The sequence below is a fragment of the Pseudomonas viridiflava genome (assembly GCF_900602065.1).
In the GTDB taxonomy this organism is placed as follows: Bacteria; Pseudomonadota; Gammaproteobacteria; order Pseudomonadales; family Pseudomonadaceae; genus Aquipseudomonas.
This window is the reverse complement of record NZ_UWFN01000285.1, coordinates 345,959-369,344: the sequence shown is the minus strand read 5'-3', so window position 1 is coordinate 369,344 and position 23,386 is coordinate 345,959. Positions and strand designations below refer to the sequence as shown.

The 23,386-nt window shown below is 59.4% G+C and carries 24 protein-coding genes and 1 riboswitch; of the genes, 19 read left to right on the top strand and 5 right to left on the bottom strand.

Annotated elements, in window-relative coordinates; translation table 11 throughout:
• Positions 1–279: 279 nt before the first annotated feature.
• The 3 genes from EE949_RS20055 to purM are packed head-to-tail and all read right to left on the bottom strand — an operon-like array spanning position 280 to position 2,710.
• Positions 280–993: a DUF3108 domain-containing protein gene (locus EE949_RS20055; RefSeq protein ID WP_122665879.1), complete on the bottom strand. Its 714-nt coding sequence runs from the start codon at positions 991–993 to the stop codon at positions 280–282.
• An 8-nt stretch (positions 994–1,001) separates the two neighbouring features.
• Positions 1,002–1,652 carry a phosphoribosylglycinamide formyltransferase gene (gene purN, locus EE949_RS20050; protein WP_122665878.1) on the bottom strand — a complete coding sequence of 217 codons (651 nt, stop codon included), beginning with the start codon at positions 1,650–1,652 and terminating at the stop codon, positions 1,002–1,004.
• Positions 1,652–2,710 (bottom strand): phosphoribosylformylglycinamidine cyclo-ligase, encoded by a 1,059-nt coding sequence (gene purM / locus EE949_RS20045; protein ID WP_122665877.1) that lies wholly within the window; start codon positions 2,708–2,710, stop codon positions 1,652–1,654. Before purM ends, purN begins: the two co-directional genes overlap by 1 nt.
• A gap of 325 nt (positions 2,711–3,035) precedes the next feature.
• Between purM and EE949_RS20040 the strand changes: the two genes are divergently transcribed.
• From EE949_RS20040 to EE949_RS20015, 6 genes are all read left to right on the top strand, one after another.
• Positions 3,036–4,127 (top strand): DUF2066 domain-containing protein, encoded by a 1,092-nt coding sequence (locus EE949_RS20040; protein WP_122665876.1) that lies wholly within the window; start codon positions 3,036–3,038, stop codon positions 4,125–4,127.
• Positions 4,128–4,251: 124 nt separating this feature from the next.
• Complete coding sequence (locus EE949_RS20035; protein WP_122665875.1) at positions 4,252–5,325, top strand: AI-2E family transporter; 1,074 nt, start codon at positions 4,252–4,254, stop codon at positions 5,323–5,325.
• Positions 5,326–5,647: 322 nt separating this feature from the next.
• Positions 5,648–6,352, top strand: a complete 705-nt coding sequence (gene hda, locus EE949_RS20030) for a DnaA regulatory inactivator Hda (protein ID WP_027902380.1) — start codon at positions 5,648–5,650, stop codon at positions 6,350–6,352.
• Complete coding sequence (locus EE949_RS20025; RefSeq protein WP_162874719.1) at positions 6,346–7,110, top strand: NAD-dependent deacylase; 765 nt, start codon at positions 6,346–6,348, stop codon at positions 7,108–7,110. The genes hda and EE949_RS20025 overlap by 7 nt, the downstream gene beginning before the upstream one ends.
• 77 nt (positions 7,111–7,187) lie before the next feature.
• Positions 7,188–7,892 (top strand): C40 family peptidase, encoded by a 705-nt coding sequence (locus EE949_RS20020; RefSeq protein ID WP_122665874.1) that lies wholly within the window; start codon positions 7,188–7,190, stop codon positions 7,890–7,892.
• Between the two features lie 91 nt (positions 7,893–7,983).
• Positions 7,984–8,520 (top strand): C40 family peptidase, encoded by a 537-nt coding sequence (locus tag EE949_RS20015; RefSeq protein ID WP_122665873.1) that lies wholly within the window; start codon positions 7,984–7,986, stop codon positions 8,518–8,520.
• A gap of 203 nt (positions 8,521–8,723) precedes the next feature.
• Here EE949_RS20015 and EE949_RS20010 read toward each other — a convergent pair whose 3' ends face one another.
• Complete coding sequence (locus EE949_RS20010; RefSeq protein WP_122665872.1) at positions 8,724–10,067, bottom strand: PQQ-dependent sugar dehydrogenase; 1,344 nt, start codon at positions 10,065–10,067, stop codon at positions 8,724–8,726.
• A gap of 102 nt (positions 10,068–10,169) precedes the next feature.
• A riboswitch (cobalamin riboswitch) is annotated at positions 10,170–10,398 on the top strand.
• A 98-nt stretch (positions 10,399–10,496) separates the two neighbouring features.
• On the opposite strand from EE949_RS20010, the gene cobO reads away from it, so the two are divergent.
• The 13 genes from cobO to EE949_RS19950 all read left to right on the top strand — a co-directional run bounded on the left by cobO (position 10,497) and on the right by EE949_RS19950 (position 21,880).
• Positions 10,497–11,108, top strand: coding sequence for a cob(I)yrinic acid a,c-diamide adenosyltransferase (gene cobO, locus EE949_RS20005; protein ID WP_122665871.1), 612 nt, complete (start codon positions 10,497–10,499; stop codon positions 11,106–11,108).
• A gap of 10 nt (positions 11,109–11,118) precedes the next feature.
• Entirely contained in the window at positions 11,119–12,414 is a 1,296-nt protein-coding gene (locus tag EE949_RS20000) for a cobyrinate a,c-diamide synthase (RefSeq protein ID WP_122665870.1), read from the top strand.
• A complete protein-coding gene (gene bluB / locus EE949_RS19995) occupies positions 12,411–13,061 on the top strand; it encodes a 5,6-dimethylbenzimidazole synthase (RefSeq protein WP_122665869.1) in 651 nt (216 codons plus the stop codon). The genes EE949_RS20000 and bluB overlap by 4 nt, the downstream gene beginning before the upstream one ends.
• Positions 13,058–13,966, top strand: coding sequence for an adenosylcobinamide-phosphate synthase CbiB (gene cbiB, locus EE949_RS19990; protein ID WP_122665868.1), 909 nt, complete (start codon positions 13,058–13,060; stop codon positions 13,964–13,966). The genes bluB and cbiB overlap by 4 nt, the downstream gene beginning before the upstream one ends.
• On the top strand, positions 13,959–14,978 hold the full coding sequence (gene cobD / locus EE949_RS19985) for a threonine-phosphate decarboxylase CobD (protein WP_122665867.1): 1,020 nt from the start codon (positions 13,959–13,961) through the stop codon (positions 14,976–14,978). The genes cbiB and cobD overlap by 8 nt, the downstream gene beginning before the upstream one ends.
• The gene (locus EE949_RS19980; protein WP_122665866.1) at positions 14,975–16,438 is read left to right on the top strand and encodes a cobyric acid synthase; all 1,464 of its coding nucleotides are present in this window, start codon (positions 14,975–14,977) and stop codon (positions 16,436–16,438) included. The genes cobD and EE949_RS19980 overlap by 4 nt, the downstream gene beginning before the upstream one ends.
• A 195-nt stretch (positions 16,439–16,633) precedes the next feature.
• Complete coding sequence (cobU, locus tag EE949_RS19975) at positions 16,634–17,155, top strand: bifunctional adenosylcobinamide kinase/adenosylcobinamide-phosphate guanylyltransferase (protein WP_122665865.1); 522 nt, start codon at positions 16,634–16,636, stop codon at positions 17,153–17,155.
• Positions 17,152–18,204, top strand: coding sequence for a nicotinate-nucleotide--dimethylbenzimidazole phosphoribosyltransferase (cobT, locus tag EE949_RS19970; protein ID WP_122665864.1), 1,053 nt, complete (start codon positions 17,152–17,154; stop codon positions 18,202–18,204). Before cobU ends, cobT begins: the two co-directional genes overlap by 4 nt.
• Positions 18,201–18,785: an alpha-ribazole phosphatase family protein gene (gene cobC, locus EE949_RS19965; RefSeq protein ID WP_122665863.1), complete on the top strand. Its 585-nt coding sequence runs from the start codon at positions 18,201–18,203 to the stop codon at positions 18,783–18,785. The genes cobT and cobC overlap by 4 nt, the downstream gene beginning before the upstream one ends.
• Positions 18,786–18,904: 119 nt before the next feature.
• Entirely contained in the window at positions 18,905–19,645 is a 741-nt protein-coding gene (locus tag EE949_RS19960) for an adenosylcobinamide-GDP ribazoletransferase (RefSeq protein WP_122665862.1), read from the top strand.
• Between the two features lie 283 nt (positions 19,646–19,928).
• Complete coding sequence (locus tag EE949_RS19955; RefSeq protein ID WP_122665861.1) at positions 19,929–21,131, top strand: MFS transporter; 1,203 nt, start codon at positions 19,929–19,931, stop codon at positions 21,129–21,131.
• On the top strand, positions 21,128–21,250 hold the full coding sequence (locus EE949_RS29990; protein WP_275899041.1) for a hypothetical protein: 123 nt from the start codon (positions 21,128–21,130) through the stop codon (positions 21,248–21,250). The genes EE949_RS19955 and EE949_RS29990 overlap by 4 nt, the downstream gene beginning before the upstream one ends.
• 78 nt (positions 21,251–21,328) lie before the next feature.
• The gene (locus EE949_RS19950) at positions 21,329–21,880 is read left to right on the top strand and encodes a glutathione peroxidase (RefSeq protein ID WP_122665860.1); all 552 of its coding nucleotides are present in this window, start codon (positions 21,329–21,331) and stop codon (positions 21,878–21,880) included.
• Positions 21,881–21,976: 96 nt separating this feature from the next.
• On the opposite strand, the gene EE949_RS19945 is transcribed toward EE949_RS19950, so the two are convergent.
• A complete protein-coding gene (locus EE949_RS19945; protein WP_122665859.1) occupies positions 21,977–23,242 on the bottom strand; it encodes an OmpP1/FadL family transporter in 1,266 nt (421 codons plus the stop codon).
• Positions 23,243–23,386 lie beyond the last annotated feature (144 nt).

Below are 23,386 nucleotides of genomic sequence, written 5' to 3'. Positions count from 1 at the left end.
GCACGGTTGGGTGCTGGGAGCCTTTATTTATAAGGGCTGTGGTGAAGTTGGCAGCTAAATGAAGAATGTTTCATGTGGCGCACATAGGTTCAGGCTGGCCGCATTCCTCCCTGTGGGAGCGGTGCTTGCCCGCGATAAGGGCGACGCGGTTTTTCTGCAAGACCGCAGTGCCCTTATCGCGGGCAAGCACCGCTCCCACAGGGATCGCGTTTCGTCGGCAACACCCACAAAAAAGCCCCGCACGATGGCGGGGCTTTTTGATCGCGGTCGGGGCGGCAATCAGCTGCCTTTGACCGCTTTGCCGTTCACCGTGCCGTCCAGCAGCATGATGTTGTATTCCTTGCCGTCGGTTTCGACCTGTTGCAGGCGAACCAGCAGGTAGTCCCAGTCTTTGGCGAACCAGAGCACGGTAATACGCTTGCTTTGCGTCGGGTCACGTACGCGCTCGACCTTGATGGCGTCGATCTGGCCCGCTTTGGTAGCGACCTTCTCGGAGCCCAGCACGCGGAAATCATAGGTATCAATCTCGTCACCGTCGACGACTTGATAGGTCATGGTCTTCTTGCCAGCCGCCACGTCGTGCTGCAGAGCCAACTGATACGTGGATTTATCCAGTACACCGCGGTTCAGCGGCAGCTTGACGGCGTCGCCGCGATCCGTGCCGGTGATGAACTTGTTGGACCAGTCGAACGCTAGATCAACCTTTTTCGACTTGCCCAGGCCGCCGCGCTCGAAGTTGTAGGTCTGCGGCAGCATGGTGTCTTTGTCGACCTTCAGCGTACTGACTTCGGTCAGGCTGGCGATCATCATGGACGCCTTGAAGTTCAGGGTCCAGACGCCGTTAGGGCCGGATTCCAGGCTACGCGTAGCCGTGCCGCTCATGGGCAATTGTTTCCAGTCGGCAGTGTAGCTGGCGGAGAATGGTTGCAGGTCTGCGGCCTGAGTGACAGGCAGTGCGAGCAGAGCGAAAGCGAACAGCAAAGCGCGACGCATAATATCTCCTAGGGTCGAATCAAGTGGCCATTGGCGGCGATCAACTGCCCGTCCAATAATGCGCCTTCTGTGCCAAGGCTCAAGCGGCCTTCGGCAAACCAGCGAATGGCCAATGGGTAGATATGGTGTTCCTGGACGTGAACACGCTGGGCAAGAGAGCCAGGCGTATCGTCAGGCTCCACTGAAATCACTGATTGTACGACCAGTGGTCCGCCGTCGAGTTCCTCGGTGACAAAGTGCACGGTACAGCCGTGCTCGGCGTCGCCAGCATCCAGCACCCGCTGGTGGGTGTGCAAGCCTTTATAGAGAGGAAGCAGGGAAGGGTGGATATTCAGCAGGCGCCCCTGATAGTGCCGGACGAAGCCAGCGGTCAGGATCCGCATGAAGCCCGCGAGGACAACCAGGCTGGGCTGGAAGGTGTCGATCAGTTCGATCAGCGCGGCATCAAAGGCCTCGCGACCATCGTAATCCTTGTGGTCAAGAACGCAGGTATCGATACCTGCGTCTCTGGCGCGCTGCAAACCGAACGCATCGGCGCGGTTGGAAATCACCGCGCGGATGCGGGCGGGGTTATCCCCGCCCTTGAAGCTGTCGATCATGGCTTGCAGGTTGCCGCCGGTGCCGGAAAGCAGCACCACTACATCGCAGGGTGCGGGCATTAGTGCGCCTTGAGGTTCTTCAGCTCGACTTGCGCAGCACCTTCGGCAGCGTTGGCGATCTGACCGATAACCCAAGGCTGCTCGCCTGCTTCGCGCAGAACGTTCAGAGCCGTTTCAACGTGCTCCTGAGCGACGCAGATGACCATGCCCACGCCGCAGTTCAACACGCGGTGCATTTCGTTTTCAGCGACGTTGCCTTGTTGCTGCAGCCAGTCGAACACGGCTGGACGCTGCCAGCTCGCCACGTCTACCACTGCCTGTGCACCGGCTGGCAATACGCGCGGAATGTTGTCCAGCAGACCGCCACCAGTGATGTGGGCCATGGCTTTGACAGCGCCAGTGTCCTTGATCAGCTTGAGCAGAGGTTTGACGTAGATGCGGGTCGGTGCCATCAGCAGTTCGGTCAGCGGCTTGCCGTCGAGCTGGATGGTTTCGATGTCGGCACCTGCCACTTCGATGATCTTGCGGATCAGCGAGTAACCGTTGGAGTGCGGGCCGGAAGATGGCAGGGCGAGCAGGGCGTCACCGGCAGCGACTTTGGAACCGTCGATGATGTCGGCCTTTTCCACTACGCCAACGCAGAAACCTGCCAGGTCGTAGTCTTCGCCTTCGTACATGCCTGGCATTTCAGCGGTTTCGCCGCCAACCAGCGAGCAACCCGCCAGCTCACAGCCAGCGCCGATGCCGGTAACCACGTCGGCAGCGGTGTCGACGTTGAGTTTGCCGGTAGCGTAGTAATCAAGGAAGAACAGCGGCTCTGCACCGCAGACCACCAGGTCGTTGACGCACATGGCGACCAGGTCGATACCGATGGTGTCGTGCTTGTTCAGGTTCAGCGCCAGACGCAGCTTGGTGCCAACGCCGTCGGTACCGGAAACCAGAACGGGCTGCTTGTAGCCTGCCGGGATTTCGCAGAGGGCGCCGAAGCCACCCAGGCCGCCCATGACTTCTGGCCGCTTGGTGCGCTTGGCGACGCTCTTGATGCGTTCGACCAATGCTTCACCGGCGTCGATGTCTACACCGGCGTCTTTGTAGCTCAGGGAGGGTTGCTTGCTCATAATCCAGGCCTTTAGGGGGGATTCGGGGGATCGACCGTTACAGCGGGGCCTCTGAAAAGCTGCATGCAGTTTTTCGGGCCGCCACCATCGCCAGTCTGCGAAGGCGCGCGATTTTATCAGGCTTGGGCCTTAGCGGCCATCCTTAGGCCGACGGGCTGGCTCATTGAAAGCAAAAAAACTGTGTGTCAGTGTGCTGCCCCAGACTGTGTAAGGTGTAGCCTTCATCTTTAATGTGAATGTTTGGCTGCCTTTTGCGGTCTCACCCACGCCAGTCACTTCGACGCGGTTTCTTTTCTTGCCGCTTTTTTCCGTTCGGGAACTGTCCATGCGTCTTTCAAATCTGTTTTTTGCCGGCTGCCTGTCACTGCTCAGTCTGCCGAGCTTCGCTGAAACCGTGAACAATCTGTATCAAGTCCGTGAACCGGTCAGTGGCCAGTCTCCTGACGAGCGCAGCCGTGCCACTCAGGCTGCACTGGAAACCATGATCCTGCGCCTGACCGGCGACGCTCGTGCGCCAAAGGGTTCTTCTCTGGCCGAACTGCGCAAGCACCCGCAACAGGTCATCAGCCAATACGGCTACGAAGCCGGGCCGCCGGAAACCTTGTTGGTGGATTTCGATCCGGCCAGCACTGACCGTGCGCTGCGTCAGGCTGGTTATGCATTGTGGGGCAGCAACCGGCCAACGATTCTCGGCTGGTGGCTGAACGACGCAACCGAAGGCTCCAATCTGGTGGGCGACGGTCAGAGCTCCGCGGAGCCACTGCGGCGTGCGGCCCAGCATCGCGCCTTGCCACTGCGTCTGCCGCTGGCTGATCTTGAAGAGCAGGGCGTCGGCACTGCCAAGAACATCGAAGGCACTGATCCCACCGCCTTGAAGCAAGCTTCGGAGCGGTATGGCGCGGACGCGTTGCTGGCAGTGCATGCCAAGGAAGACGCCGGGCAATGGCAGGGTAAATGGCGTTTGTGGATGGGCGATCAGCGTGAGCAGGGTACGGCGACCGCCGCCACCTCCGAAGCGTTGGCTGACGCTGTGCTGTTGGCCGTGAGTGAGCGCCTGGCACCGCGCTTTGTCGCCAAGCCTGGCGCCTCCAGCGGTTTGCTGATGCAGGTGCAGGGCATGACCCTTGAGCGTTATGCGCAACTGATGCAATTACTCGAACCGTTTGGCGCACGTCTGAAACAGGTTGAGGGCGATCGCATCATTTATGAAGTGAATGGCAGTGCCGAGCAGCTGCGCTCGCAACTGTCGCTGGCCAAGCTGCAGGAAGTTCCGGCGTCCGAAGCTGCTCAGGCACCGACGGCTCCAGCTGCACCTGAACAACCTGCTCCAGCACCGGCTGACGCTACAGCGCCGGTTCAGGCGCCTGCGCCGACAATCGTTCCGGTGAGCGCGCCGCAAATTTACTTCCGCTGGTGACTTATCGCCGCGGCAAGCTGTCGGTTAAGACAGTGTTTTCGCCCTTCTGACGGTGGCGCATGTCGTGCCTCGTCGGGGGCAGGCAAGGCTCCAATGGGTGCTAATTAATAGTTGAGGGGCTTTGATGACTGACACACGGCGCTGGTTCTGGATTGGCGGAGTCGTTCTGCTATTCCTGTTTGTGTTCTTGCTGCACGGGATCCTGACCCCCTTTCTGGTGGCGCTATTGCTGGCCTATATGGGCGACCCCCTGACCGACAAGCTGGAAAAACTGGGCTTGTCGCGGACCTTGAGCGTGGTGGCGGTATTCGGCCTCTTTACGCTGATCCTGATGGGCTTGTTGCTGATTCTGGTGCCGATGCTCGCCAAGCAACTGTTCCGTCTGTATGAGCTAGCCCCGCAGATCCTTGACTGGCTGCAGCACACGGCACTGCCGTGGGTGCAGACCAAGTTTGGTCTGGCCGATGGTTTCTGGAAGTTCGACAAGGTCAAAGCGGCCATTTCAGAACACATGGGCCAGACCGGCGATATCGTGAGCGCTGTGCTGTCCAGGGCTACAGCTTCCAGCCTCGCACTGATCGGCTGGATCACTAATCTGGTGCTGATCCCGGTGGTGTGCTTCTACCTGCTGCGCGACTGGGACGTGATGATGGCCAAGATTCGTGGCCTGTTACCGCGCCATCGTGAAGAGCAGGTGGTCAAGCTGGCGGGTGAGTGCCATGAAGTTTTGGGCGCGTTCATTCGTGGTCAGCTATTAGTGATGGTCGGCCTGGGCGTGATTTACGCGGCGGGCTTGATGCTGGTAGGGCTGGAGTTGGGGCTGTTGATCGGGGTTATCGCCGGTCTGGCCGCCATCGTGCCTTATATGGGCTTCGTGATCGGTATCGGCGCAGCGCTGGTGGCCGGGCTGTTCCAGTTTGGCGGCGACCTGTATCCGTTGCTGGGTATTGCAGCTGTGTTCATGGTGGGGCAGGCGCTGGAAGGCATGGTGCTTACGCCATTGCTGGTAGGCGATCGTATAGGCCTGCATCCGGTTGCGGTGATCTTCGCGATCCTGGCAGGCGGTGAGTTGTTTGGCTTCACCGGTATCCTGCTGGCGCTGCCGGTGGCGGCGGTGATCATGGTTCTGGTACGCCATGCCCACGACCTCTATAAAGAGTCGGATGTTTACGGTGGCGCGGAAGATCCTGAGTTGTAGGAAGCGACTGGCTCTTGCAAGTGGTCGCGATCTAACTGTGGGAGCGGTGCTTGCCCGCGATAAACGATGACTCGGTGTATTGCTGAACACCGTAGCGTCTGTATCGCGGGCAAGCACCGCTCCCACAAGGAGATTGCAACCTCATGTGAAAAGAGTGCCAGCCCTCAATCATCTCTGAGCATTTCCCCATAGCCGCCAAAGACTCACGCAAACCTTTGATTTTGCTTATGGTCTGGCGCATTGTGCCCCCAGCGTCACGGGTATAAACTTTGCGCACTTTACACAGAGGCCCCTTACGGTTCACTTGAGCCGTTCAGCCAGCATGAAACCTATTCAGCTGCCCCTGGGTGTGCGTCTGCGTGATGACGCCACCTTCATCAACTACTATCCCGGCGCCAATGCTGCGGCACTCGGCTACGTCGAGCGCCTGTGCGAAGCCGAGGCAGGCTGGACCGAGAGTCTCATCTATCTATGGGGCAAGGACGGGGTAGGGCGCACCCATCTGTTGCAGGCCGCGTGCCTGCGTTTCGAGCAAATGGGCGAGCCGGCAGTTTATCTCCCTCTGGCCGAAGTGATCGATGAAGGCGTCGAACTGTTCGACAACCTTGAACAGTACGAACTGGTCTGCCTTGATGACCTGCAAGCCATCGTCGGCAAGCCGGAGTGGGAAGAAGCCCTGTTTCACCTGTTCAATCGCCTGCGTGACAGCGGCCGTCGTTTGCTGATTGCCGCCTCACAGTCCCCGCGTGAGTTGCCCGTCAAACTGCCTGACCTCAAATCTCGCCTGACCATGGCGCTGGTTTTCCAGATGCGTGGCCTGTCGGATGAAGACAAGTTGCGTGCTCTGCAGCTGCGTGCATCGCGACGCGGGCTGCACCTGACCGACGAGGTCGGGCATTTCATCCTGACCCGGGGCACTCGCAGCATGAGTGCTCTGTTCGATTTGCTGGAAACCCTCGATCAGGCTTCTTTGCAGGCTCAGCGCAAACTGACCATCCCCTTCCTTAAAGAGACGCTTGGGTGGTAGACCCTGCGTTGCTGCTGCAAACCGCATCAGCGCTGCGTGTCGCCCAGCGAATTCTGATTATTACCGGGGCAGGGCTCTCAGCGGATTCCGGCTTGCCAACCTATCGCGGTGTCGGCGGTTTGTATAACGGCGAGACCGATGATGGCCTGCCTATCGAGATGGCGCTGTCCGGGCCGATGTTGCGTCGTGATCCTGCACTGTGTTGGAAATACATCGCAGAACTGGGCAAGGCGTGCCTGGGTGGCCAGCCAAACGCTGCGCACTACGCGATCGCAGAATTGCAACGCAAGAAGCCAGACTGTTGGGTGCTGACGCAGAACGTCGATGGCTACCATCGCGCTGCGGGTAGCCCGCCTGAGCGCCTGATCGAAATTCATGGTCAGATGGCGCCGCTGTTCTGCCAGTCATGCGCAGCCGAAGACCCGGAATTGAGTGTGCATTTGCTGCGGCCACTTCCCCCACTTTGCCGGTTGTGTGGTGGCGTTCTGCGACCACCCGTCGTTTTGTTTCAGGAGATGTTGCCTGAGCAAGCGATGCAAACACTCTATGATGAGATGGCAAAAGGCTTTGATGCAGTGTTGAGCATTGGGACTACCGCAAGCTTCCCTTACATCCATGAACCTGTATTCAGAACAAGGGTTTGCGGCGGTTTTACGGCGGAAATAAATTTGACGCCTACTAATCAGACCGCGCAAATGGACGCGTTTTTTGCCTGTCGGGCAGCACATGTCATGGGCGAACTGGTAAGTCACATTTAGTTCGATTGAATTTGCAAATCAGGATGATAGTGGGCATAGTCGCGGCTTCTTAATATTTATCAGCCACGGTCGTGCCCATGCTAGTTCGCTTCGCACCCCTCGTGCCTCTCGCACTTGTTACCCTGCTCATCGGTTGCGCCGCCAATTCACCGGTCTCGCAACAGCAGCAAGTACAGCAACAAACCGCTAAATCAGTCAGCGTTTCCAGCGCTAACATCCGTTCAGACCGCTCGGTCCTGCAGGATGAGCTGGCGACTGAAGCTGAGCTGGCCCGGTTCTCTGACAACAAGCCTTACCAACTGCCGGTTCTGGCCGACAGCATCCTTGAGCGTGGCAAGTCGCTGATCGGTACCCGTTACCGTTTCGGTGGTAGCTCAACCAAGTCCGGCTTTGATTGCAGCGGTTTCATCGGTTATCTGTTCCGTGAAGAGGCTGGCATGAGTCTGCCGCGTTCTTCCCGTGAAATGATCAACATTGATGCGCCTCTGGTTAAGCGCACTGACCTTGAGCCTGGCGATCTGTTGTTCTTCAGCACTGCCGGCCGCGGTCGCGTCAGCCACGCTGCCATCTACCTGGGCGACAATCAGTTCATCCACTCCAGCAGCCGTCGCAGTGGCGGTGTTCGCGTCGATAGCCTGGATGATGTGTACTGGAGCAAGACGTTCATTGAAGCCAAACGCGCCTTGGCCATGGAGTCGCCGACGGCTGCTCCGGCCCAGACGACAGCAATGACCGCAACTACGCTCAAGACTCCTGCGGTCAAGAAGCGCAAGCACAAATAATTAGCGTCCCGTACAAAGACAGGCTATAAGCCTGTCTTGTGCTTTTCGGGCTCCCGGCAAAGTAAGCCGCATCCACATCGGGTTGTTGTTTATGTCGATTACGCTACGCCTTGCGGTCATCTCTCTTGCTGCGTTGCTCGGTGCTTGCGCCAGTGCACCGCCGCCGCAACCACGGGTCGTTCAACGCCCGGTGATGGTTGCTCCTGCCGAGAATCCCAATCCTGCTGCCGAAGATGTGTTGTTCCGTGCCCTCGGGCTGGTGGGGACGCCGTATCGTTGGGGTGGCAACACCCCCGATTCAGGTTTTGACTGCAGCGGTCTGATCGGTTTTGTTTACCGTGACGCAGCGGGCATTGCGCTGCCACGTTCAACCCGCGACATGATTGTGATGCGCGCACCGAGCGTGGGGCGTGAGCAGCTGCAATCCGGTGATCTGGTGTTCTTCGCCACAGGTGGCGGTTCTCAGGTCAGCCATGCAGGTATCTACGTCGGCGAAGGCCGCTTCGTGCATGCGCCTGCAACCGGCGGCACGGTGAAGCTCGACAGCCTCGACAAGCCTTATTGGCAGAAGGCGTATCTGGATGCCAAACGGGTGATCCAGCCTTCGAATCTGGCGCGTAATCAGTAATACAGGTTGCAGATAACGTTCTTCCACTGGTTTCTCATCCCCAGAGTGTCAGCTGGATTTGCACTGACTCGTACATCGTCATCGCGAGCAAGCTCACTCCTACAGTTGTAATTCGATCTTCTGTAGGAGTGAGCTTGCTCGCGATGACGTCAGTGGATTCACCGTAATCTGAAGGCATGCCCCCGATCCAGCGATCCTTGGCGCTAAGGCTTCACTCCCGCCTGCTGGGTCTTCGCCGCCGTCACTCGCCAGATCTTGTTGCCGACATCATCGGCCACCAGCAAACCACCCTGATGATCATTGACTACCCCAACCGGGCGGCCTTGGGCTTTTTCGTCTGCATTGAGGAAACCGCTCAGCAGGTCGACAGGCGCGCCGGCTGGCTTGCCGTCTTTGAATGGCACAAACAACACCTTGTAGCCACTGTGCGGCTTGCGGTTCCAGGAACCGTGTTGACCAATGAAGAGCCCTTCATTGAATGGTGCAGGCAAAGTCTTGCCGTCGGCGAATACCAGGCCCAGTGAAGCCGTGTGCGGACCCACCGCGAAGTCCGGCGAAATCGCCTTGGCGACCAGCTCCGGGTTTTGTGGCTTCACGCGTTCGTCCACATGCTGGCCGTAATAGCTGTAGGGCCAGCCATAGAAGCCGCCATCCTGCACCGAGGTCACGTAATCGGGCACCAGGTCGCTGCCGATTTCGTCACGCTCGTTGACTGCTGTCCACAACTTGCCGGTGCTCGGTTCCCAATCCATGCCATTAGGGTTGCGCAGGCCTGAGGCAAAGATGCGATGGGTCTTGGTGTTCGGATCAACTTCCCAAATGGCGGCACGGCCTTGCTCGGCCTCCATGCCGTTCTCCGCCACATTGCTGTTGGAGCCGACGGTGACGTACAGCTTGCTGCCGTCTTTACTGGCGATGACGTTTTTGGTCCAGTGGTGATTCAACGTGCCGCCTGGCAAATCGACGACTTTGGTCGGCTGGGCGCTGATCGACGTTTGGCCAGGCTGATAAGGGAAGCTGATCAAACGGTCGGTATCGGCAACATAAAGCGTGTTGCCGACCAGCGTCATGCCAAAAGGCGAGTTAAGGTTTTCCAGAAACACGGTGCGGGTTTCGGCGACGCCATCGTGATCCTTGTCACGCAGTAAGGTGATGCGATTGGCGCTGGGCACTCCGGCACCGGCACGGCCCATGACTTTCTTCATGACCCAGCCACGAATGCCCTTGTCATCGTCGGGCTTGGGCGGCGAATTGGTTTCAGCGACCAGCACATCGCCGTTTGGCAGCACGTACAGCCAGCGTGGGTGGTCGAGGTTCTCGGCGAAGGCGGCGACTTGCGTACCCAGAGCGGCAACAGGTTTGCCACCTTGCGGCCAGCCGACGGCCGGGGCAATGTTCACCGTCGGGATCAGGGTTTTGTTCGGCTCGGGCAGTTTAGGCGATGGGCCGGTGCCATCCGTGACTTGCAGGGTAGAGGACTCACCACAGCCCGCCAGGCCAGCGGCGAGCACGAGCAAGACGGCGTAGTGCGGTTTGAGCTTGAACATGGTCGATCTCCGTAACGGGCAGTGGTGCAGTAAGTGGTAGAGGCGTGCACGCGGGTGAGGTTCAACCCCTGTGTTGATTGACGCTCCCACCCCAACGCTCTAACCTGCGCGCTTGTTTCAGGTGCTCGACGTCAGCAGCGTTTCTGCGGGCAGGTCGAGTGAAACAGGGAAGCCGGTGCGCTCGCTTTAGCGCGACCTATTCCGGCGCTGCCCCCGCAACGGTAAATGAGTGAAAATTGCGCAATCTGCCACTGTGCTCCGGCATGGGAAGGCGCGCAACCGGGTCCGCCCGCTCATGAGCCCGGAGACCGGCCTGATCCATCCAACAGCATCACGGCGGGCGATGCTCTGCGCATGACCTGTGGTCGTGCTGTCAGTCTTTGCTATGCCTTCCGTCTGCTTTCGCGTGCCCTCAAGCGGAGAGCTGAGATGAACGAATCCCCTGAACGTGACGAACGCCATCTGGCGCGCATGCTGCGCAAGAAAGCCGTCATGGACGAACGTATTGCCAGCGCCCCTAATGAATGCGGTTTGCTGCTGGTCCTGACCGGTAACGGCAAAGGCAAGAGCAGCTCTGCGTTCGGCATGCTCGCCCGAGCCATGGGCCACGGTATGCAATGTGGCGTGGTGCAGTTCATCAAAGGCAGCAACAGTACGGGCGAAGAGTTCTTTTTCCGGCGGTTCCCCGAGCAGGTTCGTTATCACGTGATGGGCGAGGGCTACACCTGGGAAACTCAGGATCGCCAACGTGATATCGCCGCTGCGGAGGCTGCCTGGGAAGTGTCTCTGGAAATGCTCCGCGATCCGTCCATTGGCCTTGTGGTACTGGACGAACTGAACATTGCCCTCAAACACGGCTACCTGGACATCGAGCGGGTACTCAGCGACCTGCAGGCGCGTCCACCCATGCAGCACGTGATTGTTACCGGGCGCGGCGCCAAGCCGGAAATGATCGACATGGCTGACACGGTTTCCGAGATCACCGTGGTCAAGCACGCCTTTCAGGCAGGTATTCGCGCCCAGAAAGGCATCGAGCTGTGAGCAGACTTTCATGAGTGAGCCGCGTCACTGTCCAGCGGTATTGATCGCCGCACCTGCTTCGGGCCAGGGTAAAACCACGGTTACCGCTGCGTTGGCTCGCCTGCATCGCAATCAGGGCCGCAAGGTTCGCGTGTTCAAGTGCGGGCCGGATTTCCTTGATCCCATGATTCTGGAGCGAGCCAGCGGTGCGCCGGTGTATCAGCTCGATTTGTGGATGGTCGGTGCTGATGAAAGTCGTCGTCTGTTGTGGGAAGCCGCGGGCGAAGCTGATCTGATCCTGATTGAAGGCGTGATGGGCTTGTTTGACGGCACACCGTCCAGCGCGGATCTAGCTCGTCACTTCGGCGTGCCGGTATTGGGTGTGATCGACGGTACGGCCATGGCGCAGACCTTTGGTGCGCTGGCCTTGGGCCTGGCGCGCTATCAGCCTGATTTGCCGTTCGCCGGTGTATTGGCTAACCGCGTCGGCACTGTGCGTCATGCGCAATTGCTCGAAGGCAGCCTGACTGAGGGCCTGCGCTGGTACGGCGCATTGTCCCGGGAAACCGGCATCGAACTGCCCAGCCGTCACCTCGGCCTGGTGCAGGCCAGCGAGTTGAACGACCTGGACCTGCGCCTCGACGCAGCGGCTGATGCCTTGGCCAGTACCTGCGAAGTGGCCTTGCCGCCCGCCGTGACCTTCGCAGCTCCGGAGGTTATTCCGGCCGAACCGCTGCTTGAAGGCGTGCGCATCGCCATTGCTCACGATGAGGCATTCGCCTTCACCTATGGCGCGAGCCTGGACTTGTTGCGGGCAATGGGCGCCGAACTGGTGTTCTTCTCGCCGATCCGCGACAGCGTTTTGCCCGAGGCGGACAGCCTGTATTTACCCGGCGGTTACCCCGAGTTGCATCACGTTGCATTGAGCCAGAACACACCCATGCTGACTGCAATCCGCGAGCACCATCAAGCGGGCAAGCCGCTGCTGGCTGAATGCGGCGGCATGTTGTATTTGCTGAATGCCTTGACCGATGTTGACGGGCTGCGCGTTGAACTGGTCGGTTTACTCGCAGGTGAGGCCGTGATGCAGAAGCGTCTGGCGGCGCTGGCGCTACAAAACGTCGCATTGCCCGAGGGTGAGTTGCGCGGCCACACTTATCACCATTCTTTGACCAGCACCGAGCTGCAACCGATTGCACGGGGCCTGAGCCCTAACGGCGGGCGCGGCGCGGAGGCGGTCTATCGTGAGGGGCGCATGACGGCGTCCTATGTGCATTTCTATTTCCCTTCCAATCCCCAGGCGGTTGCGGCGCTTTTCAAACCATGAGTGATCAAGCGTACAGCGCCGAAGAACGTGCAGCGGTCTACCGTGCCATCGCTGAGCGGCGTGACATGCGGCATTTCAGCGGGGGCAGCGTGGCGCCGGAGTTACTGACGCGCCTGCTGCAAGCGGCGCATCAGGCACCCAGTGTGGGCTTGATGCAGCCGTGGCGCTTTATCCGCATCACCGACCGGGCGTTGCGTGCAAGCATTCAGACGCAGGTGGAGAGTGAGCGGGTTCGTACCGCCGAGGCGCTGGGCGAGCGTGCCGATGACTTCATGAAGCTCAAGGTCGAGGGCATCAACGACTGTGCGGAAGTGCTGGTCGCGGCGCTCATGGACGATCGCGAAAAGCACATCTTCGGTCGCCGTACGTTGCCGGAAATGGACTTGGCGTCATTGTCCTGCGCCATCCAGAACATGTGGCTGGCAGCGCGTGCCGAAGGATTGGGCATGGGCTGGGTATCGTTGTTCGAGCCACAGGCTCTGGCGGATCTGCTCGGCATGCCGGCCGGTGCCAAGCCGTTGGCAATTTTGTGCCTGGGGCCGGTGACCGAGTTCTACCCGTTGCCCATGCTGGTGATGGAAGGCTGGGGCAAAGAGCGTCCATTGAACGAAATGTTGTTTGAAAACCAATGGGGAGTCGGTCAATGAGTGTGGCGCTGTTGAGTGTTGCCGGGGTGGCGCTGGACGCGTTGCTGGGTGAGCCCAAACGCTCCCATCCGCTGGTTGCATTCGGGTGCTTCGCTGACCGCATTGAGCAGCGCTTCAATTCTGCCGGGCGCGGTTGGCGCAGCCACGGTGTAACCGCCTGGGTGATTGCGGTCATCCCGTTGACCCTGTTGGCGACGCTGTTGAGCTGGCTGCCCTACATCGGCTGGCTGGTGGAAATTCTCGCACTGTATTGCGCCCTCGGTTTACGCAGTCTGGGCGAACATGTTGAACCAGTGGCTCAGGCGCTCCGCTCGGACGACCTTGAGGAGGCGCGACGTCGCGTCGGCTATCTGGTCAGCCGTCAAACCTCTGAGCTGGACGCCACCGAAGTCGCCCGTGCCGCCACCGAGTCTGTGCTGGAGAACGGCAGCGACGCTGTATTTGCTGCTTTGTTCTGGTTCGCCGTTGCGGGTGCGCCGGGCGTGGTGTTGTACCGTTTGAGTAATACGCTGGACGCCATGTGGGGGTATCGCAACGAGCGCTTCGAACGTTTCGGCTGGGCAGCGGCAAAGATCGATGACGTGCTCAACTATATTCCGGCAAGGCTGGTGGCGTTGACTTACGCGCTGCTGGGTAAGACCCGTCTGGCCTTGCGCTGCTGGCGTACCCAAGGCCCGACCTGGGACAGCCCCAACGCCGGGCCAGTGATGGCCGCGGGTGCCGGTGCGCTGGGTGTCGAGCTGGGTGGTGCCGCGATTTATCACGGCGAATTGCATGAGCGTCCGCAGTTGGGTGAAGGCCTGCCCGCTGACGCCAACTCCATTGATCGCGGCTGGCAGCTGGTGCAGCGCGGTGTGTGGTTGTGGTTGCTTGTGTTGTGCGTGGGGGCTGAATTTTATGCTTGAGCATGGCGGTCGCCTGCGTAAGGCAGCACGAGAGTACGGCATCGACGAAGCCGACTGGCTGGACCTCTCCACGGGTATCGCACCGTGGGCCTTTCCAGTTCCCGCTATCCCGGTAACGGCGTGGAACCGCCTGCCTGAAGCCGATGACGGTCTGGAACAAGCCGCCTGCACGTATTACGGTGCCGCGCGTGCGCTACCGGTGTCGGGTTCTCAAGCCGCCATTCAGGCCCTTCCGCGTCTGCGCAGCACCGGCAAAGTGGGCGTGCTGTCGCCCTGTTATGCCGAGCATGCCCATGCCTGGCGCAGCGCGGGCTTTCTGGTGCGCGAAGTACTTGAGCATGAAGTGGACTACTTTCTCGACAGCCTTGATGTGCTGGTGGTGGTCAACCCCAATAACCCCACCGGGCTGGTGCTGACTCCAGAGCGCCTTTTGAAGTGGCACGGGCGGCTGGCGGAGCGGGGCGGCTGGCTGGTGGTCGACGAAGCCTTCATGGACAACACGCCGGACCTGAGCCTTGCCGCTCATACGGGGATGGCGGGTTTGATTGTCCTGCGTTCATTCGGCAAGTTCTTTGGCCTTGCCGGTGTGCGGTTGGGTTTCGTGCTGGCCGAGCCACGCTTGCTCAAGTCCCTGGCTCAGGATATCGGTCCCTGGACTGTTAGCGGTCCCGCGCGGATTATCGGCCAGGCGTGCCTCAAGGATGTTCAAGGGCACGCTGAGCAACGCCTTCGTACTGATCAGGCCAGCAAGCGGCTTGCGCAATTGCTCACGCGCCATGGACTGAAACCAGCGGGTGGCTGTGCATTGTTTCAATGGTCAGTCACTGCGAACGCTGAGTTGCTGCATGATTTCTGCGCCCGACGCGGCATTCTGCTGCGCCTGTTTGTCAGTGATAACCCGCTTAACGGCAGCCTGCGCTTTGGTCTGCCTGACGATGAAGCCCAATGGCAACGCCTGGAAACAGCGCTGAGCGAATTCAAACAGAGCCTTCCCAGCCAGGAGCAGCCATGACGACCTTGATGGTGCAAGGCACTACGTCCGACGCGGGCAAAAGCACCCTGGTGACGGCGCTGTGCCGCTGGTTGACCCGTCAGGGTGTTGCCGTTGTGCCGTTCAAGCCACAGAACATGGCGCTCAATAGCGCGGTAACGGCAGACGGCGGGGAAATTGGCCGTGCACAGGCCGTGCAGGCTCAAGCCTGCGGGCTACAGCCGCATACCGACATGAATCCAGTGTTACTCAAGCCCAACAGCGACACCGGCGCGCAAGTGATCATTCATGGTCGTGCGGTGACTACCATGAATGCGGTGGCATATCACGGCTATAAAGAGATCGCCATGAAAGCGGTGCTGGAATCCCATGAGCGACTGGGACGTAGCTACCCGGTGATCATGGTCGAAGGCGCCGGCTCACCCGCTGAAATCAATCTGCGCGCCAATGACATTGCCAACATGGGCTTCGCCGAAGCGGTGGATTGCCCGGTGCTGCTGATCGCCGATATCAATCGTGGCGGGGTTTTTGCTCATCTGGTCGGCACGCTGGAGTTGCTCTCGCCCAGCGAGCAGGCGCGGGTCAAGGGTTTCATCATCAACCGCTTTCGCGGCGACATTGCGTTGCTGCAGCCGGGGCTGGACTGGCTGGAAGCACGCACGGGCAAGCCAGTGGTTGGCGTGCTGCCTTACGTGATGGACCTGCACCTGGAGGCCGAAGACGGTCTTGATCAGCGTCAGACCGACAAGGTCGAGCAAGTGCTCAACGTAGTGGTGCCGATTCTGCCGCGCATCAGTAACCACACTGATTTTGATCCACTGCGCCTGCACCCGCAGGTCAACCTGCAATTCATCGGGGCGGGGCAAGCGATCCCTTCGTCCGACCTGATCATCCTGCCCGGCTCGAAAAGCGTGCGCAGCGACATGGCTTACCTGCGTGCCAACGGCTGGGATACCGCCATCTCCCGACACCTGCGCTACGGTGGCAAGCTGCTGGGGATTTGCGGTGGTTTGCAGATGCTCGGCGAGCAGTTGCATGATCCGTTGGGCCTTGAGGGCGCGCCGGGTTCCAGCGCGGGTCTTGGGTTGCTGGCGATGAGCACGGTGCTCGAAGAAGAGAAACAGCTACGGAACGTGAAAGGCCGTCTGTTGCTGGAAGGCGTGCAGATCAGCGGCTATGAAATTCATGCAGGGGTGACCACCGGCGCAGCGCTGGAGCGCCCGGCGGTGCAACTGGACGATGACCGTTGCGACGGTGCGCAAAGTGCTGACGGGCAGATTTTCGGCACTTATCTGCACGGCCTGTTCGAGACGCCCGAGGCGTGCAGCGCGCTGTTGCGCTGGGCCGGTTTGCAGGACGTGCAGCAAGTGGATTACCACGCCTTGCGCGAACGCGACATCGAGCGCCTGGCGGATCTGGTTGAGAACCACCTGGACGGCAAGCTGCTGCGCGAGTTGTGTGGGTTGGGTGCGGTGGCTTGAATGTGGCTCCCTATCAAACAACACGTAACTTCTGGATTTACGCAAATCCTGTGGGACCGAATTTATTCGGGAAGAGGCCGGTACATCCGCCACATCATCGTCGTCTGGACTGTCGTCTTCCCGGATGAATCCGGTCCCACAGGATCGCGTTTCAATCGAGATGGATGCATTTTTTCTTAAGAGAGACGCCCACACATGCAGCAACTAATCCTCGGGGGCGCACGCTCCGGCAAGAGTCGACTGGCTGAAGGTCTCGCCAGTGACTCTGGGCTGGAAGTGATTTACATCGCCACCAGCCAGCCCGTGGACGGCGAATTGAATCAGCGCGTCGCACTGCATCGCGAGCGTCGTCCCGACACATGGGGCCTGATTGAAGAGCCTGTCGAGCTGGCGCGTGTCTTGCGGGATAACGCCGGCACTGACCGCTGTTTGCTGGTGGATTGCCTGACCTTGTGGTTGACCAATCTGCTGATGCTTGAAAACCCTGAGCGTCTGGCGCAAGAGCGCCAGGCGCTGCTCGACTGCCTCGCGCAATTGCCGGGCGAAATCATTTTTGTCAGCAACGAAACCGGGCTGGGCGTGGTACCCCTCGGTGAACTGACCCGTCGCTATGTCGATGAAGCCGGTTTACTGCACCAGGCTCTGGCCGAACGGTGCCAGCGCGTCGTGCTGACCGTGGCTGGCTTGCCTCTGACACTGAAAGGATCCGCATTATGAGTAACACCTGGTGGCTTGAACCTGCCCGGACGATTGATGTTTCGGCGAGGGAAGAAGCCCTGGCGCGGCAACAGCAATTGACCAAACCCACCGGTTCCCTCGGGCAACTGGAGCGTGTTGCGGTGCAACTGGCCGGGCTGCAGGGGCGGGTAAAACCCAAGGTTGATGCCGTGTGGATCGCGATTTTTGCTGGAGATCATGGCGTAGTTGCGGAGGGGGTCTCGGCTTATCCGCAGGAAGTGACCGGGCAAATGCTGCACAACTTCGTCAACGGCGGAGCGGCGATCAGCGTCTTGGCGCAGCAGTTATCGGCGCAACTGGACGTAGTCGACCTGGGCACCGTGACCCCGCTGGATCTGCCGGGTGTGCGTCATTTACGGATCGGTGCCGGTACGGCGAACTTCGCCAAGGGGCCGGCCATGAGCCAGGAGCAAGGCCTGCTGGCGTTGCAGGCCGGGCGCGACAGCGTGCTGCGCGCCAAGGCAGTGGGCATTGAACTGTTCGTCGGTGGCGAGATGGGTATCGGCAATACCGCTGCGGCCAGTGCGGTGGCCTGCTCGCTACTCGACTGCGCAGCGCAGCTGTTGGTCGGCCCGGGTACGGGGTTGAATGCTGAGGGCATCAGCCACAAGACCGAGGTCATTGAGCGTGCACTGGCATTGCATGTCGAGCACGCCGGGGATCCGTTGCAAAGCCTGTTCTGCCTGGGTGGTTTCGAGATTGCAGCGCTGGCAGGCGCGTATCTGGCTTGCGCCCAGGAAGGTATTGCCGTGCTGGTCGACGGCTTTATCTGCAGTGTCGCGGCGCTGGTGGCGGTACGCTTGAATCCTTCGTGCCGTGACTGGCTGTTGTTCGGCCATCGTGGTGCTGAACCGGGCCACCGTCATTTGCTGGAAACCTTGCAGGCCGAGCCGCTTCTGGATCTGGGCCTGCGGCTTGGCGAAGGCAGTGGCGCAGCATTGGCAGTGCCACTGGTGCGTCTGGCCTGTCAGTTGCACAACGGCATGGCGACTTTCGCTGAAGCGGCTGTCGCGGATCGTCCTGCATGATCTTGCATCTGGACATGCTGCGTCACGGCGAGACCGAGCTGGGCGGGGGTATGCGCGGCAGTCTGGACGATGCATTGACTGACACCGGTTGGACACAGATGCGCGCTGCGGTGGCTGAGTCCGGTCCATGGGACCGAATCATCAGTTCGCCGCTGCAACGTTGCGCGCGCTTTGCTGAAGAACTGGCCGAGCGCCTTGCATTGCCGCTGAGCCTGGAGCCAGGCTTGCAGGAATTGCATTTCGGCGATTGGGAAGGGCACAGCGCCGCGCAGTTGATGGAAACCGATGCCGAAGGTCTGGGCCTGTTCTGGAACGATCCTTACGGCTTTACGCCACCCAACGGCGAGCCTGTGATTGAGTTTTCGGCGCGGGTCTTGGCTGCTGTCGAAAAACTGCATCAAGCCTATGCTGGTGAGCGTGTGTTGTTGATCAGCCACGGCGGTGTCATGCGCCTGTTGCTGGCAAACGCCCGTGGCTTGCCTCGTGAGCAATTGCTGCAAGTGACCGTTGGGCATGGCGCGTTATTGGCGATAAGCGTGGCTGATGGCGGGCTCCTGACCGAGCCCCAACCAAACTTGTAGGAGCTGCCGCAGGCTGCGAATGACGGTGTGTCAGGCTAATTGCTTTCGCAGCCTTCGGCAGCTCCTACAGAGACAGCGTTCCAATTTGAGTTGTGGGTTCGATAGCGAGGAAACCTGACATGTTGCCGTTCTGGATTGCCCTGCAGTTCCTCAGCAGTTTGCCCGTCACTTTGCCCGGTATGCCCAAGCCCGAGGAGCTAGGGCGTTCGTTGCTGTTTTATCCGCTGGTGGGCGTGCTGTTCGGTGTGGTGTTGTTGGGCTTGAATACCCTGCTCGGCGACGCGCCTGTCATGCTCCATGCCGCGTTGCTGCTGACCGCCTGGGTGTTGCTCAGCGGCGGGCTGCATCTGGACGGTCTTGCCGACAGCGCCGATGCCTGGCTCGGTGGTTTTGGCGACCGCGAACGCACCTTGACCATCATGAAAGATCCCCGCAGCGGACCCATAGCGGTGGTCACACTGATGCTGGTGCTGCTGCTTAAATTCACTGCGCTGCTGGCGTTGATTGAGAGTCAGAACTCCCTAGCATTGCTGCTCGCACCGGTGCTGGGTCGCAGCGCCATGCTCGGTCTGTTTCTGTGCACGCCTTACGTCAGGGCTGGCGGGCTGGGGCAGGCGCTGGCTGACCATTTGCCGCGCGCTCTTGGCAGGCACATTTTGCTAATCGTTGCAGTGAGCTGTGGGCTGGTCGCCGGGTTCGCGGGTCTCTACGCCCTTGCTGCCGCAGCTGCCTGTTTCTTTTGGCTTAGGCACCTGATGCTCAAACGCCTCGGCGGCACCACCGGAGATACGGCGGGTGCATTGCTGGAGTTGCTGGAAGTCGCGGTGTTGATCGTGTTGGCGCTTGCTGTTTCTAATTGATAATGCAATCCCTTATGCGAGGCTGAAAACGCGATCCTCGTGGGAGCGAATTCATTCGCGAAGAGGCCCGTACGGACAATACATAACCAGCGTCTGGTAATCAGTCTTCCCGAATGAGTTCGGTCTCACAGGGATTGCATTCCAATCCGCGCCAGTTGTGTGTCGGTTGAAAAGAGTCAGCCCGATCAGATTGACACCCTCTGCCCGCAACGCGTAGCTTCCACATATTCTGTTACGGGTATATCCACGTAATTTTTCCGCACGCGTGAGCTGGAGAATAAAAATGACCTCAGTCTGGCGTACCAGTGGCTGGATCCTGTTGGGCAGTGCCTTGATTCTGGCGCTGTCACTGGGCACGCGACATGGTTTTGGTTTGTTCCTCGCACCGATGAGTGCCGACTTCGGATGGGGTCGTGAAGTCTTCGCGTTCGCGATCGCTTTCCAGAACTTGATGTGGGGGTTGGCGCAGCCGTTCGCCGGGGCATTGGCTGACCGTTTTGGTGCTGCCAAAGTGGTGTTTATCGGCGGCATTCTTTATGCGGCAGGTCTGCTCTTGATGAGCACGGCTGACACGCCTTTAAGCCTCTCGCTGAGTGCCGGCCTGTTGATCGGCATTGGCCTGTCCGGTACTTCATTTTCGGTAATTCTGGGCGTAGTCGGTCGGGCGTTGCCTGCTGAAAAGCGCAGCATGGGCATGGGGATCGCCAGTGCTGCTGGCTCATTTGGTCAGTTCGCCATGCTGCCCGGCACCCTCGGATTGATTGGGTGGCTGGGCTGGTCGAGTGCATTGCTGGTGCTCGGCGTGCTAGTGGCATTGATTCTGCCGCTGGTGATGATGCTCAGGGACAGCCCGACGCCATTGGTCGGCGGTGAGCAGACTCTGCGTGAAGCGTTGCACGAAGCCTGCTCGCACTCAGGCTTCTGGCTACTGGCCCTGGGTTTTTTCGTCTGTGGGTTTCAGGTGGTGTTCATCGGTGTGCATTTGCCTGCGTATCTGGTGGATCAGCATTTGCCCGCCAAGGTCGGCACAACGGTGCTTGCACTGATCGGCCTGTTTAATATCTTCGGAACCTACACCGCAGGTTGGCTGGGCGGACGTATGTCCAAGCCACGGCTGTTGACCTTGCTGTATTTGCTGCGTGCAGTGGTGATTGTGTTGTTCATCACGCTGCCGCTGAGTGAAACCTCAGCCTATCTGTTCGGTGTCGCGATGGGCCTGTTGTGGCTGTCCACTGTCCCGCTGACCAATGGCACCGTCGCGACGTTGTTTGGCGTGCGTAACCTGTCGATGCTCGGTGGTATCGTGTTCCTGTTCCATCAATTGGGCGCCTTCCTGGGCGGTTGGCTGGGTGGTGTCGTGTATGACCGGACGGGGAACTACGATTTGATCTGGCAAGTGTCGATACTGCTGAGTCTGCTGGCGGCCGCATTGAACTGGCCAGTGCGTGAGCGGCCGGTTGCCCGGTTGCAGGCTCGTGCGGCATGAGCCGGATGTGGTTCTGGGGCGCGGGGCTGGTGGGCGTATTGACGCTGGCGTTGGTCTGGTGGGCGTGGCAGAACGTCGGTCTGGCTGCCTTGCAGTTGGGTATGGGGGCGTGCCTCTAGGCATTTCTCCGGGCTCGGGTTAGTTTGTCCTCCAGACAATAATGGATGACTGCGCCGCAAAGGCGCTCGGGATGCCCTATGCACATTCGCTGGATTGCTCTGCCGGTTCTCATGTTCGCGTTAGGCAGCACTGCCATGGCCGCTGATTGCCCGGCCTTGTTGCAGGGTGAGTTGCCCAAGTTGCGCGCCAAGGAAAATATCAACCTGTGCGAGCGCTTTGCAGGCAAGCCGATGCTGGTGGTCAATACCGCCAGCTTCTGTGGCTTCGCCCCTCAGTTCAAAAGCCTGGAAGCGTTGAATCAGCGCTTCAAAGGGCAGGGGCTGGAAGTGTTGGGCGTGCCCTCCAATGACTTCAAACAAGAGTCCAAAGATGGCGAAGAAACGGCCAAGGTTTGCTACGTCAATTACGGCGTGACCTTCACTATGACTGAACCGCAGCCCGTCAGAGGCGACGACGCTACTCATCTGTTCAAAGTGCTGGCCGAGCAAAGCAATGCGCCGCGCTGGAATTTCTACAAGTACGTGGTGGACCGTAAAGGCAACGTGGTCGCCAGTTTCTCCAGCATGACCACGCCGGATGATCCGGAGTTGATTGCTGCGGTTGAAAAGGCCATCGCTTCCAAACCGTGAAGTAAGAGCGGCACGAAAAAGCCCCGCAATCATTGCTGATTGCGGGGCTTTTTATTGACCGCAAGACGGCTATGTCAGCCCGTCGCGGTCGATGGATCAGAAACGATAGGTGATCGAGCTACCCAGGCCATGGGCGGTGTTGCGGTAATTCGCGTTGTAGGTGCCTTTAGTCGCACTGTTATCACGAATTTTCGCTTCGTCTTCGCGCAGATACGAGTACGCCACGTCGATGGTCAGGTTGTCGTTCGGGCTCCAGCCAGCACCGAAGCTGATCGCTTTGCGATCACCGGTGGGGATGCGCGGCGAGCGGTTTTCATTATTGGTTGGCGATTGATCCACCGAGAAGCCGGTGCGCAAGGTCCACTCTTTGTTGACCTTGTAGGATGCGCCGATGGCGTGGGCCCAGGTGTCATGCCAGTTCTGAGGTTCGGAGATGGTACCAATCGTCGGGGTCAGCGGGCCAGGGACGCCGCTGTTTTTTACGTCGATGCTTTCCAGACGACTCCAGCGGGTCCAGGTACTGCCCGCATACAGTGTCCAGTTCGCGTCAAGCTCGTGGGTAACCGAGAAGTCAACGGATTCGGGGGTGGTCAGATCAAGCGAAGCGTCGTACTTCTGGCCGTTGAACGGACCGAAGTTGGGGCCAGAGATTTTGGTATCGCCGTCAAGCTTGTATTTAACCTTGGAGTGGTAGGTTGCGCCAACGCGGGTGCTATCAGTGGCTTGCACCAGGATACCGACGTTGAAGCCCAGCGCGGTGTCATCACCCTTTACCTTCACCTTGCCGTCATTCACCGGGCCGGTAACGGGGTTGAGCGCGCGGGAGGTGAGCTCACCATCAATACGGTTGATGGTCGGACCAAAACCAATGGAAACCTTGTCGTTGAAGGCATAGCTGACGGTAGGCTGGAAGGTGACAACCTGGACGTGGCTCTTGTCGGCAAAGTAGCGACCGGCAAAACCGTTTTCGTAATCAGTGACCAGACCAAACGGAACGTAAACCCCCACGCCGAATGCCCAGTGATCATCAATCGGCTTGACGTAATACCCCATCGGAACTCCGACGACTGGCACCATATCGCCATCATTGCTGCCGCCAAAAGAGCTGCTGGCGTCATCAATTTTGGTCTTTGCAATGATTGCCGCGGCGCCAACGCTGACTTGTTCGCGCTTGAGACGGGACATACCGGCAGGGTTGCCGAATACGGTGCTTGCATCATCAGCAGATGAGGAACGGCCCGCAAAACCGGTACCCATTCCGCTGATGCTTTGTTCGTTGATGGCAAAGCCAGCAGCGAAGAGTTGGGAGGCAGCCAGGCTGACAGTGAGGCCGAGTGTGGTCTTGAGCATTACTTTTTTCATTATTAGAACTCCGTGTTGATCACCGCGCGGAAATTACCAACATTTTTCAGAATGCGCCATAGTCCGAATGGCCTGATTTAGAGCGCTTTTTGTAGGACAATCCGATAAAAATGTGGGGATCTGCGTGTATCGTGATTAAGGCGA

What these genes read in the sequence shown, in the direction of transcription:
- cobT (WP_122665864.1), top strand. Translation starts at nt 17,152, where the DNA reads ATGAGTAACACCTGGTGGCTTGAACCTGCCCGGACGATTGATGTTTCG.
- EE949_RS19980 (WP_122665866.1), top strand. Translation starts at nt 14,975, where the DNA reads ATGACGACCTTGATGGTGCAAGGCACTACGTCCGACGCGGGCAAAAGC.
- hda (WP_027902380.1), top strand. Translation starts at nt 5,648, where the DNA reads ATGAAACCTATTCAGCTGCCCCTGGGTGTGCGTCTGCGTGATGACGCC.
- purM (WP_122665877.1), bottom strand. Translation starts at nt 2,710, where the DNA reads ATGAGCAAGCAACCCTCCCTGAGCTACAAAGACGCCGGTGTAGACATC.
- EE949_RS19950 (WP_122665860.1), top strand. Translation starts at nt 21,329, where the DNA reads ATGCACATTCGCTGGATTGCTCTGCCGGTTCTCATGTTCGCGTTAGGC.
- EE949_RS20015 (WP_122665873.1), top strand. Translation starts at nt 7,984, where the DNA reads ATGTCGATTACGCTACGCCTTGCGGTCATCTCTCTTGCTGCGTTGCTC.
- EE949_RS20055 (WP_122665879.1), bottom strand. Translation starts at nt 993, where the DNA reads ATGCGTCGCGCTTTGCTGTTCGCTTTCGCTCTGCTCGCACTGCCTGTC.
- EE949_RS19945 (WP_122665859.1), bottom strand. Translation starts at nt 23,242, where the DNA reads ATGAAAAAAGTAATGCTCAAGACCACACTCGGCCTCACTGTCAGCCTG.
- EE949_RS20010 (WP_122665872.1), bottom strand. Translation starts at nt 10,067, where the DNA reads ATGTTCAAGCTCAAACCGCACTACGCCGTCTTGCTCGTGCTCGCCGCT.
- bluB (WP_122665869.1), top strand. Translation starts at nt 12,411, where the DNA reads ATGAGTGATCAAGCGTACAGCGCCGAAGAACGTGCAGCGGTCTACCGT.
- cobC (WP_122665863.1), top strand. Translation starts at nt 18,201, where the DNA reads ATGATCTTGCATCTGGACATGCTGCGTCACGGCGAGACCGAGCTGGGC.
- EE949_RS19960 (WP_122665862.1), top strand. Translation starts at nt 18,905, where the DNA reads ATGTTGCCGTTCTGGATTGCCCTGCAGTTCCTCAGCAGTTTGCCCGTC.
- EE949_RS20040 (WP_122665876.1), top strand. Translation starts at nt 3,036, where the DNA reads ATGCGTCTTTCAAATCTGTTTTTTGCCGGCTGCCTGTCACTGCTCAGT.
- cbiB (WP_122665868.1), top strand. Translation starts at nt 13,058, where the DNA reads ATGAGTGTGGCGCTGTTGAGTGTTGCCGGGGTGGCGCTGGACGCGTTG.
- EE949_RS20020 (WP_122665874.1), top strand. Translation starts at nt 7,188, where the DNA reads ATGCTAGTTCGCTTCGCACCCCTCGTGCCTCTCGCACTTGTTACCCTG.
- EE949_RS19955 (WP_122665861.1), top strand. Translation starts at nt 19,929, where the DNA reads ATGACCTCAGTCTGGCGTACCAGTGGCTGGATCCTGTTGGGCAGTGCC.
- EE949_RS20000 (WP_122665870.1), top strand. Translation starts at nt 11,119, where the DNA reads ATGAGTGAGCCGCGTCACTGTCCAGCGGTATTGATCGCCGCACCTGCT.
- EE949_RS29990 (WP_275899041.1), top strand. Translation starts at nt 21,128, where the DNA reads ATGAGCCGGATGTGGTTCTGGGGCGCGGGGCTGGTGGGCGTATTGACG.
- purN (WP_122665878.1), bottom strand. Translation starts at nt 1,652, where the DNA reads ATGCCCGCACCCTGCGATGTAGTGGTGCTGCTTTCCGGCACCGGCGGC.
- cobO (WP_122665871.1), top strand. Translation starts at nt 10,497, where the DNA reads ATGAACGAATCCCCTGAACGTGACGAACGCCATCTGGCGCGCATGCTG.
- cobU (WP_122665865.1), top strand. Translation starts at nt 16,634, where the DNA reads ATGCAGCAACTAATCCTCGGGGGCGCACGCTCCGGCAAGAGTCGACTG.
- EE949_RS20035 (WP_122665875.1), top strand. Translation starts at nt 4,252, where the DNA reads ATGACTGACACACGGCGCTGGTTCTGGATTGGCGGAGTCGTTCTGCTA.
- cobD (WP_122665867.1), top strand. Translation starts at nt 13,959, where the DNA reads ATGCTTGAGCATGGCGGTCGCCTGCGTAAGGCAGCACGAGAGTACGGC.